Raw genomic sequence first — 14236 nt, 5'->3', positions numbered from 1 at the left:
TAGGTGAAGAAATGAAAAATAGATATATTTTATTGTTGTTTTTATTATTCTTGGGCATTTCTGATGCGATGGCGCAGCGTGTTCAAGAAGTAGAAACCAGCGGAGTTGTATATGACAAGTCGACTGGTGAAACCCTTCCAGGAGTAAATATCATATGCCGGGATGCAAAAACCAAAAAGAGAATCCGGGGAACTATATCCGATTTGGAGGGTCATTTTAAAATCAAGACTCCTTTGGATGTAGAATTATACTTTACCAATGTTGCGATGAAGCCTAGCACCTATAGAGTGAAGAAAGCGGCTGCCGGTGTCAATATATTTATGGTAGAGGATGTGACAGAGATAGAAGAAACTGTAATTGTGGGACAAAGACGCGTGAACAAGGCCAGTGTGACTTCTTCCAATTTCGTAGTACGCGCTGAAGAATTGGCAGAAACGCCGGTAGCTAATGTGATGTCTTTGCTGCAAGGACGCGTGGCAGGTTTGAATATTCAGTTGAACAATGGATTGCCGGGTGCACAAGGTACCATGACAATACGTGGTATTTCCGATATATCAGTAGTAGGTAATAATGATACCGGCTGGAATCTGGCTTCTTCTGCTCCCTTGTTTGTGGTAGACGGTATTCCCCAATCCGAAGTGAAGGATTATGATTCGCAAGGATTAGTTTCCGGATCGGGTGTCAGCCCTCTTTCTACCATTCCTTTTGAGGATATTGCTAATATACAGATTCTGAAGGATGCTGCCGCTACCTCACTTTACGGTTCGGCCGGTGCTTATGGTGTGATCCTGATTGAAACGAAAAAAGGTAATTCGGTGAAGCCGAAAGTTGCCTATTCCGGTAACTTTACCGTATCTACTCCTCCTCGTTTGCGTGATGTGGCTATTGGTAATGCAGAACGTAATCTGATAAAGTGGCAGATTCTGAACAATGATACGTCACGAATCTATCATGGCTATCAGGATTTGATGTTCATGCCACAGATATCAGATAGCTTGAATCCTTATTGGAATAATAGCACTGACTGGCAGGATCAATTCTATAGAGTCACCTATAATCAATCTCATAATGTGAGCTTTTCAGGTGGTAATGACTTGTTTAACTATAAGATTAACGGTAACTATTACACGGAAAAGGGTATTGTGAAGAATACTGACTTCAATCGTTATTCACTGACAGGAAATATGAACTATCGGTCACCGAATTCAAAGTTCGCGATAGGAGTAGATATGAAAGTCGGTTTCACCGATAACAGTACGGGTAGTGGAAGTGCCGTTTCGCAGTCCGGGGTAGCGAGTGCGGCAAGTGCTTCTTCTCTGCTTCCTCCTCCATCGCTTTATACGGCATCCGTTGACGCGTTACAAGTGTTCGGTACTTCCAATTCCAATGTTGGTTCCAACTATTCCACGACCGTCAATCTGGAATATCTGTTGCCATACCGGATACAGTGGAAAGGTGTGTTCAATTATAGCTATAATGCTTCGGAGAGTGAGCAGTTCAAGCCTGCAGTCTTGAATAATGATAATTATCGGTCCTACGAGGAAAATTATAGTTCCAACACCTCCGAGGTGTATATAAATACATATCTTTATCGGGATTTCGATCTATATATTGCCAATGTAGGCCTGACAGCAGGTATCCGTTATAATTCAAAGAAGTGGACCGGCAATACAGTGAGTTTTAAAGGTTTGCCCAATGATTATATTCTGGGACCTGCAGGTTATGCTTTATCTGACGGATCCGCCAGTGTCAGTGAGAATCAGAGTACATTTGCATTGATTCTGAATCCTACCTTCTCGTTCAAAGGTAGCCGTACGTTCAAGGCAGGAGGCGAAAAATACATTTTCACTCCGACTTTAAGTCCGGAGTTGAGTTCCGTATACGGGAAAAAGACCAAATGGCTTTTCAATCCCTCCCTCGGTTTTCGTTGGAATATTGGTTATGAAGGCTTTATGGAACGTTTTAGCCATTTCCTTGATAACATGAGTATCCGTGCCACTTGGGGACGAGTGGTGAAATATAGCGCTACCCGTTACGATGTATATGGTACGTATGATATCAATTCAAATAACCTGTACGATGGTGAATCTTATATTCCTATCAATTTCGACAGACTTCCTAACGTACACTTGGATCCGGTGACTACAACCACCTGGAATCTGGGTTATGAAACATCTTTGTTCAACAACCGTCTGTCTACGGATATTAACCTTTATTACAGACAAGTGGACAATCAGCTAAGTGATGTCAGATTGCCCGATCATGCAGGATTCGGCAATCTGAGAAGTACGGAGGTCAGCTTGGTCAACTATGGTTTGGAGGTCTTCTTACGTGGTAAACCATTGCCTGTTCAGAGCAAATGGAATCTTGAATGTGGTCTTAACTTTTCTATGAATAAAGATGTAGTGACCAAACTTCCGAATGAAGCCCGTCAGCTTATCAACAAAGATGCATGGGTAGCCAACCGTTTGGGAGGAAGTGCGACTGCCATGTTGCTGTATATCAATAAAGGCGTATATGCAACTGACGAAGACGTACCGGTGGATCCGGTTACCGGAAAAAGGCTCCGTGTCGGAACAAGCACTTCAGAAGAGGCATACTTTAAGGCGGGAGACCCCATCTGGGTGGATGTCAATGGTGATTATATCATCGACGAAAAGGACCGCGTGGTAGCAGGTAACGCACAACCGCTCATCAATGGAGGATTTTACTTCAACTTAGGTTATAAAAATGTGAGTGTCCATGTCAATACCTCTTTTACATTGAAACGTGATGTAATCAACTCTGTGTTAGCAAACACTTTAAAATCTTACACATATCCTGCCAAGAGAAAGATTGATGATTTAAAGAAAGATGCAGCCATCGTTCCAATTGAAAGCTATAATTTCTGGACGGAAAGCAATCGTTACAACGCTGTTTATCCGAATCCTTATAATTATCACCACAATAAGGAGATAGATCCTTTCAGAGAAGCACAAACACTGTTTTTGGAAGATGGTTCTTATTTCAAGATCAATACAGTATCAGTATCTTACCGTTTACCAAAATCCTGGTTGAGCGTGTTGCGGGTGGGTGGAGTCACTTTGAAAGCATCAGTTAATAATATCTGGACATTCTCAAATTATTCGGGCATCAGTCCTGAAAGTGTGAACGGTTTGGGTAGAGATTACTCCGGTGGATATCCCAATGCACGTACATGGACTATGGGTGTTGTTTTAAACTTGTAATAATCAGATAAAAAGAAGAAAATTATGTTGAAATATATATCAATAGGTCTGCTTTTGGTTTTCACATCCATATTGGGTGGTTGTAATCTGGATACAGATGATGAGAGCAAATTACCGGGAGATAAATTCTGGACCGGTCCGCAGGCCAATGCTCATGCATTTATGTTAAGTATCTATCAGAGCTTAAGGAAGGCTACTACTTCCAATGGTTTTTTTCTCTATTCAGGTGATGTACGTTGTGCACCTATCACAGGGCAGCATCAGAATGATTATTTATATCTGATTCAAAATGATATGAAGAATTATAAGAGTAAGAAAGACTGGAATGAAGAGGGGAAAACTGACGATTTCGGTGCTATCTATAATTGGAAGCAGATGTATGAAGTAGTTCAGTCTGCCAATATCATGATAGAAGAAGTTGTCAATATCCAGAATATCACGGATCGGGAAGTAGAAAGTTATCGTGCCGAGTGCCGGTTCCTACGCAGTTTGGCCTACTTCTTTATGGTACGTCTTTTTGGAGATGTTCCTTATTATACGGAGGCATATTTTGCCAAACCATTGCCGCGTACAGATAAAGCTACAGTGCTGCGAAATTGTTTGTCTGATTTACAATCATTGCTTGACAGCGACCCGGACTGTGTCATTCTTCCGTGGCGTAACGGAAAAGGAAGCCAGCACGCCAATAGAGGAGCGGCCCTGACGCTAATGATGCACATGAATATGTGGCTTGCCTTCTTTGACGAAGAGAATATGTCTACTTATTATTCTGAAGTCAAACGTTTGGCTGAAATGAATTCATGGATTGACGGTACGTACTATCAATTGCAGCCGATGAATCAGATTTCACAGGTTTTCAAAGGAGATTCCAATGAGGGCTTATTTGAAATAGCCCAGAATATCACTACCGGCGAGATTTTCAAGACAAATCATATGTGGTGCTCGAAAGTGGTATATGAGGTTTACTCGAAAAATGCTCCGGCTTTTACCTACAGTACGGTTTTCCTGAAACAACTATACCCTGAAGAGGGGGAAGATTTACGAAAGGAATATTGGTTTAATTACCTCTATATAGAAGGCATTGAAGGTGGCACTTCTACCACCTATCCTGTGGAAATTGTAAAAATGCTGAATTCCGACCGCTACGGATCTACTTTGATTCCTAATTCCGGCAATTTCGTCGTGTTTCGTCTGGCAGATGCTATTCTGCTTTATGCGGAAGCATTATACAAATTAGGTGATTATGATAAAGCGATGCAAGAAGTCAACCGTATTAGAGAACGTGCCGGAGCTACTCTTTTTACAGCGAATGATGATTTGGATGCTTCTATTTATTGGGAAAGGGTACGCGAGTTGATGGGCGAAGGACACTATTTCTATGATTTAGTACGGACAAAGAAGATTATAGATGCTTCGTTTGCTACTTTTGCCGACGAAAGTGGTCATCGTGAGACGACAGCCAATTTGAAACAGGGTTCATGGACATGGCCCATCTATAAAGGCGCGTTGGAAAACAACTCGTATATCTCCAAAAATATGTATTGGGAATAAAATGGATACCCGATAATAGTTTACTATATTATAATTAATGAACATGAAAAATATAAGAAATATAATCAGCGGAATGTTGGCGTTGCTGTTTGTAACAACAATATTGGGAAGCTGCCAGACTGATGACTATCTGGTAGATGGAGGGAAAAGCAATCCCTATTATGACGGAACGATCATGGAATATCTGGAATCCCGTGATGACATGTTATTCTCCGACCTGGTGAAAGTGATTAAAATGACTAAATGGTATGACGTTTTCAGTGACGAGAATGCCGACGTCACATTTTTTGCTCCTACCGATTTCTCAATCGATAAAAGTGTGGATATGCTTAACTATTATCTCTATAACTGGAACAACATGGAGAAAATAACCGATCTTTCGCAAGTGAAGAGCGAAGTGTGGGAAGATATGATAGGGATGTATGTTCTTAAAGGTAAATACAGATTGAATGATATTGCGCAGATCGATACGGTGGCGTTAAGTACATTCCCCGGACAGACCAATTATACTTACGATAAAAAGTATAAACTGACGATGGGAGTGTGTTATGGCGACGCTAACGGAATAAAATATGCAGGTTACCGACAGATCATGTGTGCCAATCAGGATTATGGGATTTCCATATACGCTTATGTGTCGTCCTGTAACATTGAGCCGCGTAATGGAATTGTGCATGTACTTCGTTTAGACCACTCTTTGGGCTTTACTCCTTACGCTCTCTATTCAAAAGCGATGGAGGCGGGCATCGATTATCCGGATGATACCCGGCAGGGCGGAGTACCGCTAACGGGGAAAAGAGAAGATTCGAACAACATGTTAATCATAAATAAGGAAAGCGATGAGTAACTGTTATAAAATAAATAAATGGGCGGTGAAACTAGTCAATCTGTTTTGCCTTGCCGCTTGTGTGCTGATCTGGTGTGGATGCAATGCCGATGAAGAAGATTCTATCAAAGAAAATCCTTACTCTGGCGGACGTGAACCTTTTAAATTGAAACTATTGATGGAAACGCCCAAACCGGAAACTGCCGGACCAGGTGCGGAAGTTATGTTTCAGGCATCGGGATTGACCCCTTATGTTCATGGAGACCAATATGATTTCGAATTTTATATATCTGATCAGCTTTGTGAGATAAAGGCTGCTACGGACTCTACCCTGACAATTGTCGTTCCGCAGGAAGTGAGTTCGGGAACAACATTTCTGGTGATGGAAAATCAGATTTTTACAGGTCCTTATTTTAATATTTCAGGAAGCGTTTCTGTTGATGAGGCATTCGAGTATTATAAAACGGGAACCAGAGGCTCGGGGACAATTTATGCCTGTGTGCCCTGGTGCAAGAATAATGAGCTGACCAGTGAATTTTATTTGTTAGGAGATTTCTATAAGGAAGACAAAATAGGTTATGGAGGCATTATTATGGTCGATCATCAGACCGGGCTTATATCAGATGGTAATAGTGACAAATATTATTTATGGTGGGGGATAAAGACCAGTGCGTATAGTGACGATGATGAAAATTTTCTATATTGCAAATTGCGTGGAATGGAATACATGAAGAGCAAAGATGCTACACCTAAGGCAGTAGTCTATGGATTGTTTGATCATTATGACGAAAATAAGCAGAAGTATCCTTATGGCAATATATTGCTGGTCAATAACAATATGTCATTTGTAAAACAATGGATGTGGATTCCTTATGATGATGGTAGCGGAAATTCTTATGGGTTAAACCTACCGACATTCAATGGTGGGACTCCACTTGGGGAGGAAGTCGTTCGTGCTTTCAGCAATGCGGACGGAACCAAAGTTATAGCCGTAGGAAATTTCTATTATCATAGATCAGTTGATTTTGCCAATACATATATGTCTGCTAAAACCTCAACTTTTCTCCCTGAATATATTTATACGGAGGCACGTTCCGTCATGAGAATGGATGAAACTGGAGCATTGGACAAGAAATATCGCCGTGCTGCTGAAAATGCAGAGGAGAAATCCTTGCCCGGTGTAGGAGATAACGGAGAGATAAAAGATGCTTGTATGCTTAATGACGGAACAATTATTATCGGTGGAAACTTGAGTCGTTTTGATGGAAAAGAGGTACACAATATACTGAAGTTGAAAGAGGATGGTACAGTAGATGATGAATTCCTGACACGGGTGGGATCTGGTACCGACGGAGTGATCAAGAAGATTACCTATACCTCTTATACGGACAATGATGGAACGCTTGTGGAACGAATGATGATGGTAGGTAGCTTCACAACTTTCAATGGACAACCTGTAGAGGGAGGCGTTATGATGCTCAAGGCCGACGGGACGTTGGATGAGAACTTTAAACTCAGAGATATGCAGGGAGGGAGTGTCAACTTCGCGAAAATAGTAGATTTGAGTGCTCCAAATGCTGAAAAGAGAAAGCCTTATATAGTTATATCCGGAACATTTAACAAGTATGACAATGTTACCCGTCAAGGTTTCCTTATTCTGGATATGAAGGGTAAAGCTATTCAGAATCTGAATGTACCCGGAAGATTTTCCGGAGAACTCTATGACGCCCAATATTCTTTGACTTCAGACAATGCCAACGGACTTTTGCTAACCGGCAATATTTCTTATTTCGATGGAAAAAGGATGTACGACATCGTTATGCTGAAGATCAATTTGAAAGATGAAGAAGTAGATGAACCTTAAATAAGAAAATGAGAAATATATGAAAGCGAATATTTATAGAAATATAAAAGTTAATGCCCGTACTGCTGTAGCAGCGCTGTTGCTTTGTAGTGGCATGGTGGCTTGCAACGATGTAATGGAAGATTCGTTGAAGTATGATTATCCGGCTACGGACACCGGAAATTTGCGATCCGGGCATGTTTTGCTGGTGGTAGTGGATGGTGTGAGCGGAACGTCTATGATGTCGGCAAGGAATGCCGGGAAAGCCCCTAATATAACAGCCATGCTTTCTACCGCATTGTATACGGATTTTGGATTGGGTGATACGAGCGATCCTACTAAGTTGGATACTGAATCAGGACTGACGGACGCACGTGGTTGGGCTAATCTGTTGATAGGAAACACGGTTCATGAAATAAAAACGAGTGATGACCTGTCGCCGGATAGCCCCGTAGACAATTTGGTGTCATATCTGGCGGAGTCGGGAAGCAATGTTAGTCTTTATGCGTCGGATGAGACGATCAGGAAATCTTTTGGTTCCAAAGCAACTGCATTGCCGGTGGTAACCAACGACTTGGCAGTGAAAGATGCTGTATTGAGTGAACTGAAACAGGACGAGACTTCCGAACTGATTGTGGCACAACTGCGTGGAGTGGTGGAAGCTGTAGGTGACGGCAAGTTCTATGATGATCGCAATGTGCCTACCGCTACGGTTACCAATGCAATAGCCACATTGGACGGATATGTCGGGGAGATTTGGGAAGCGTTGAAGAGTCGTCCCCAATTTTCAAAAGAAAATTGGCTGGTCATAGTCACTTCCAATTACGGAGGACTTTATAAACCGGGTGAAGAGTTTGAAACTTATTACGATGATTTGAACAGAAATACATTCACGGTGATGTACAATGACCGGTTGAAGCAACAGGTACAGGGATTTCCGGGAAATCAAGTATTTCCTTATTCATACTATACACCTTCCTGGTCTTTCGATATTAAGAATTTGAATCCTACCCTGTATACTGAATCAGCCCGATTAGGGGATACGACCCTTGGAGATCTCAAATTCAGTCAGGATGAATCAAAGAATTGGGTCTTGGAAGAACCGATTACAATTCAATTCTTTATGAGAGGGAAAACGAGCAGAATATTTCGTTCATGTATCCTCTCTAAATCTACATATGCAAGAGAAAATGGTTGGAATATTGCAGTGGCCAAGGATAATGAGTTTACGACTTGTTTTGGAGGCTGGACGTGGCAGATTACAGTTTGGGATATAGATTGGACGAAATGGCATGTTGTTACATGGATGCTCGAACCTAACCCTACCAATAAAAGCAGGTGCTATTTGAAAATGTATGTTGATGGAAAATTGAAAGGAACTAGGGATTATGGTAATTCTGACTTAAGACAGCAATATCTTAAGCATGAAGCCAGATATGGAGAATTGTCAAAATCTCCTATGCGTATAGGCTCGACAGATAGACGCGGTATTGAGGGAGGTAAAGATGGTTGTTGGCCACACTGGGACTGGGAAGAATATGGAGATGGTCGTACTCAATTCTATATAACGAATATTCAGCTATATAACACAGCCATTCCAGAAGATGATATCAACAAATATCTGGGTATGACCAAGCTTCATCTCCAGAAAGAAAGTTATCCCTATTGGAAAAATATGATAGGATACTGGCCGTGTGATTTGGAAGAGGATGAGGGCTCTGTATATCTGAAGAATTATGCCGATCCTGTGGAAACAGAAGCCGGTACTGAAGAGAACATTGATGAGCATGCATATGATTTCCATATCGATCGTGGCGTTGCTACATATATCTCGAGTGTTGATGCATCATCATCTGTGTTGGTCCCTTATCGTGATCCGGAGTTGGTATATGGCAAAACAATAAAGACAATCGACATTCCGAGACAAATCTTTTTATGGCTGGGAAAATCGATTCAATGGGACTGGAATCAAAAAGGACAGGCATGGCAATTTGCTTACCGCGAAATGGCGGATGAACAAAATTGAGAAACACCTTAAAAATGGAAAGAAATATGAAAAATAAATTAGTGTATTTCCTCTTTGCTACATGGATGGTATGGGGAGGAACAGCATGCGAAGATAAGACCTTTGATGAGTTTGTGTCGGGCACCGGTGACTATACATCCGAGACCGGAGGCGACTATTACGAAGGTGAGGGTATTGACGTCAGTCACTACGATAAGGCGCGTACGTTTCCGGGACTGGTGGACACACTGACGGAGAGACGCTTGGATGAAGCAACATTGGCGATAGACATGAGCCTTCCGGCAGTGGATAAAAGTAAAGTCGGTCTGGCTTATACTCCGCTTGCAGTTTACAGTACGGGGCTCTATGCAGGTGCGGGCGAAAAGGTAACTATTGTATTGGATGAGGACGTGAAGGGATTGACGGTCCAGATTGGAATTCATAATACCGATTTGTCCTCCCTGACCGATACTTATTTGGGACGTGATCCGAAGATTGTGACTTCCATGCCTTTGTTTCAAGGTAGTAATGAAATTCGTAACCCGTATGGTGGATATATTTGGATCAAGCGAAATGGTGATGCGATTCAAAGGAATGTAAGTTTGAAGGTGCAGGGTGTATATGCCGCTCCCGATTTTGTCAGTGGAGAAACAGGAAGCAAAAAAGACGAATGGATGAATGCCATCAGGGAGACCACCGTTCCCTGGGTGGAATTGCGAGGAAAGAATATTGTATTTTCGGTACCTGCCAGCTATATGAAGCTGAAGATACAAATGCTGGGAGATGCTTTTCCGACTCAATTACAGCAGGCATTGGATATGTGGGATGACTGGGTGAAATGTTATCTTGAATTTTATGGACTGGATGGTGCGAGTGAATCATTCCCTATGCCTGGATTCCCTGTGCGTGAGGTGATGGATACACATTTGAGTACGGAACGTTATTCTTATTATGGCAATACCAATGTCAACCTGCTTTCTACCGAAGAATTGATCAATGTAATCACTGACCCGGAAGAAATTAAGAAAACCACTCTCAATACAGGTCATGTGGTAGGATGGCTGCAAGCAAGTATGCTTAAACAAACTTATTTCCCCAGTAAATATCCGAATAATTTCAAAGAGATGTTTGCACTGTTGCCCAACTATTATTTCCTCTACAAGAATAATTGGTGGGGACAGTCCGACCAGATTGAGGTTCCGTCATTTTATGATGGTGATAAGGTAATCAAACGAAATACCTATGTTCTGAAGTCATCAGCTTTTGATCATTTGGTTTCATGGGCAGCGGCGGACAGTTGTAAGGTCTATTCAGACGAAGCGGGACGTCCTGTGAAAGAGGATTATGGAAGCGAACAGAGCTGGCCGTCTACATTATTCATTTGTTCTTCTATTCTTCAGTACAAACAGGAAGCGGAACAGAAAGACGGGTGGAAATATTTCGCTTATCTCAACCGCTTCTTGCTGGAAGACTCTCAAAAGAGTATAGGACAAATGAATCTGCAGGATGCTATGCTGAAATGTCTGACTGATTATTTTGAACGTGACTTTTCCCAATTGTTCGACCGTGTTGGGATTGAAGTCAGTGATATCAGACGTCAGGAAGCCCTTGACAAGCCTTACGTGGAAAAGTGTATCTGGATGTTTAATCCACTGAAACGTAATGAACCGGTAGCTGATTTTGACGGTAAAGTATTCCAGACGAAAGCGGGGACAGGGTATACTCCCAATCGCCATTTGAGGACCGAATGGGAGGCTGTGGCTTACTCCAAAGACTGGAAACATAACAACTACAACTGGAAGGATAAAAAGACTCCTTATGCGCTTTTTGACGGCGATCGTGGAACTATGTGGGAGTCCTATTATGACCGTTATCAGACATATACGGAAAACGGGTATACCTATCAGGCATTTTATGGAGACAAGATATATTATAAGGCACAGACCCCGGAATTACCTTATTCCATTGTGATACAGCCGGGTGAAACATCATTACCTGTTTTAGATGGTATTTATATGGCAGCCGGTTATCGACTTTCTAATTCAGTTTATTCTGGTGATGTAAAAACAGCTACCGGTAAAGATTGGGGCCAGTACAGCTTCAGACCACAACGTATTCGTGTTCATGTGACGCATGATCCGTTGGAATATCATTATCAGGATTCCACTTTTGTTAGTGTAGAAAATATAAACTGGACTCTAGTCTACGATTCGGATAACGAAAAAGCTCTTAGCCCGGATAAAAAGCAGTTCTGGCCCGACCGTTACAACATGTTCTATGTTGAGTTTGACAAACGCTATACCAATGTGACAGGCATACGCTTGGAAATACCGGAAGTAAGTCATGAGGAACCTGACCGTCCGGACTTTCTGACAGAGGATAAATTCCCGGGTCGCCCGCTAGCGCCCAACAAGAATTTGGAAAGGATACATATGTTCGGTGAATTTGGTACTTACTATTATAAAGAAGATCGATGAAGAATATGAAAGCACAAATGATAGTGAAAATAAGTTGTCTGGCTATGATGCTACTGGGCAATATATTGACTTCGTGTACGAAGTATGACACTCCCCTCTCCGTAGAAGAGGGGGATACGACGGGCGAAAACCGTCTGAATATTAAGAGAAATGTTCTTTGGGTCAATATTGAAGGGGCCGGTGGCGGTGATTTGGTGAAGAACGCCTTTCCTGACGACGGGGTGGTAAAAGGATTGTTACCTCACAGCCGTTATGCATGGAGCGGGTTGGAACTGGAACATGCCGACGATATTTCGTATGCGCCTACAGAAGAACATGCTGTAGCTTGTGCTTCTTTACTTACGGGTAACATGCCGGGCCGGCATGGAATTTCGGACAATACATATATTTCGGAACAGTATTATGACCCGAATACTCTTGAATCAATCAAGAAATATCCCGGATTTTTCCAATATATAGTAGATTATGACAAGAGTATATCTACTCTGGCAGTTACTCCATGGGAGAATCAGAATAAAAAGTTACTGTCCCAAGCGACACGTGTCATAACGACTTCTACTGATGAAGAAACATTGAATACAGTGTTGACACAATTGAACGAAGAGAATTATCGTGCCACTTATCTTTCATTCCGTAGTGTACTGGATGCTGCAAAACAAGGAGGGTGGCAGTCTTCGAATGCCGGATATGTGAATGCCATGCATAAGATGGACGATTATATCGGCCAGTTACTGGATGCCATTAAGGCACGCTCGAATTATTATTATGAAGACTGGCTGATTGTTATCACTTCCAATCATGGTGGAAAGGCTGATGGAACTTATGGAGGAATGTCATTGGAGGAAAGAAATATGTTCGGCATCTTCTATTACGAGCATCTGTCGCATCCGTTGGAGATGAATCCGGGGCTGATAGAAGACGAAGTAATGCGTTTTGACAAGCAGTTTCAGGGAGAAGTTCTCGATTCTATCATACGTACTCCGGATCTCAAGAACATTAAAACCATGAGGCAAGTTTATTCGCTCGATTCTTTGAACGGAGGAATGACGGTGGAATATATCATGGCAGCCCGTCCGGCGGAGAACCGAAGTTACGTAACCCATAGTCATAATCAAACAAAGATAATGGTAAAAGGCAGATGGTCGATGAGAATAGAGCATGAAAGAGGCAAAGGGTATAATGCATCCCCCATCGGATATTTCTTTGAATGGGGTAATTATTCGGATGGTACATGGACACAACAAAATGCAGGCTTTTTGAACCCTATGATACATACTGCTACTACCACGGTGAATGTATCCAATTCGGTAGGATATACGGAGGATGAGAAAGTAGATGAAAAGGTAGACCAGTGGGGGAATATAACACCTGCTTATATGAAAAAGAATTACAAAAGGAAGGGGAATATAGAAGTATATAGTTATTATGATGGTATAAAGAAACTAGCTTCAACCCGCGTAAGCTCAATGGACAGAGCGTCTTCGGAATACATAGATAATGCAAATCTTACTCTTAAGGGTGAAATGTATAATACATGTCGTTATTTTCTGGAAATTCGTATTTGGAATAGAGCATTGACCGAGGCAGAAGTGAAAGCGTATAGCAATAAGTTGAAATTGACAGAAGCCGATCCGTTATATAAAGATTTGATAGGATATTGGCAATTCTATAAAGATAAAGACGGTGAAGAAAAGTATCTGAAAGACGATTCGCTGGTAGTGAATCAGATAAAGACAGTGATGAAACGTGTGAATAGAAATGGTGTTGAACAGATTGAAGAGATTGCTACAGAGCCTATCCGTCTCCGCAAACCAAGCGTACAAAATGGCAAAACTTACTATACTCATATTGACAAGGAAGACGTAAGTTACATGACGTTACTCAATACCTTGTCTCAAACAGTTGAAAGTAAGGGACGTCTGATGGATAGCAGTCTGCCTGTTCCTGCTATATTAGAATGGATAGGAGTTACTTTGCCCTTAGAGACGACCAGTGAGAATTATGCAGGTGCTTTCCGAACTTCAAAATTGGATGCTGTGTCATATACATGGAATCCGCTATTGAGCCGTTCAACATGGACACAAACTGTGTTGGGTGATTATACCAATGATTTGGAATGGCGTGATCGTGAGTGATAACCCATTCCTCTTTTGACAGTAGTTTCGACTTATGAATTATTGCCTCTCCATGTAAAGGAGGGGCAATTTTTTTCTGTTTTGTCCGGTTTTTAGCTTTATTTTTGAACTAATTTGCTGAATGATAAATAGATAACTTGTCCGTGACTTTCTTTGCTTTTTTCTATGCTAT

At 41.8% G+C, this 14236-nt stretch carries 7 protein-coding genes; all 7 read left to right on the top strand.

All coding sequences use genetic code 11. The annotated features are described in order from the left end of the window. Positions 1-11: 11 nt before the first annotated feature. The 7 genes from HMPREF9009_RS19670 to HMPREF9009_RS19640 are packed head-to-tail and all read left to right on the top strand — an operon-like array spanning position 12 to position 14064. On the top strand, positions 12-3227 hold the full coding sequence (locus tag HMPREF9009_RS19670) for a SusC/RagA family TonB-linked outer membrane protein (protein WP_049703066.1): 3216 nt from the start codon (positions 12-14) through the stop codon (positions 3225-3227). 24 nt (positions 3228-3251) lie between these two features. Then, the gene (locus HMPREF9009_RS19665; protein WP_049703065.1) at positions 3252-4778 is read left to right on the top strand and encodes a RagB/SusD family nutrient uptake outer membrane protein; all 1527 of its coding nucleotides are present in this window, start codon (positions 3252-3254) and stop codon (positions 4776-4778) included. A 43-nt stretch (positions 4779-4821) separates the two neighbouring features. Next, the gene (locus tag HMPREF9009_RS19660; RefSeq protein WP_049703395.1) at positions 4822-5625 is read left to right on the top strand and encodes a fasciclin domain-containing protein; all 804 of its coding nucleotides are present in this window, start codon (positions 4822-4824) and stop codon (positions 5623-5625) included. Continuing rightward, the gene (locus HMPREF9009_RS19655) at positions 5618-7468 is read left to right on the top strand and encodes a DUF5008 domain-containing protein (protein ID WP_049703064.1); all 1851 of its coding nucleotides are present in this window, start codon (positions 5618-5620) and stop codon (positions 7466-7468) included. Before HMPREF9009_RS19660 ends, HMPREF9009_RS19655 begins: the two co-directional genes overlap by 8 nt. Before the next feature lie 19 nt (positions 7469-7487). Continuing rightward, a complete protein-coding gene (locus HMPREF9009_RS19650) occupies positions 7488-9473 on the top strand; it encodes a hypothetical protein (RefSeq protein WP_049703063.1) in 1986 nt (661 codons plus the stop codon). 26 nt (positions 9474-9499) lie between these two features. Further along, a complete protein-coding gene (locus tag HMPREF9009_RS19645; protein ID WP_049703394.1) occupies positions 9500-11929 on the top strand; it encodes a M60 family peptidase N-terminal accessory domain-containing protein in 2430 nt (809 codons plus the stop codon). After that, a complete protein-coding gene (locus tag HMPREF9009_RS19640; protein ID WP_232313641.1) occupies positions 11926-14064 on the top strand; it encodes an alkaline phosphatase family protein in 2139 nt (712 codons plus the stop codon). Before HMPREF9009_RS19645 ends, HMPREF9009_RS19640 begins: the two co-directional genes overlap by 4 nt. Positions 14065-14236: the final 172 nt, after the last annotated feature.

The organism is Bacteroides sp. 3_1_13 (assembly GCF_001185845.1).
Classification (GTDB): domain Bacteria; phylum Bacteroidota; class Bacteroidia; order Bacteroidales; family Bacteroidaceae; genus Bacteroides; species Bacteroides xylanisolvens.
The sequence above is the reverse complement of the archived record's forward strand: the minus strand, read 5'-3'. Positions and strand labels throughout refer to the sequence as shown.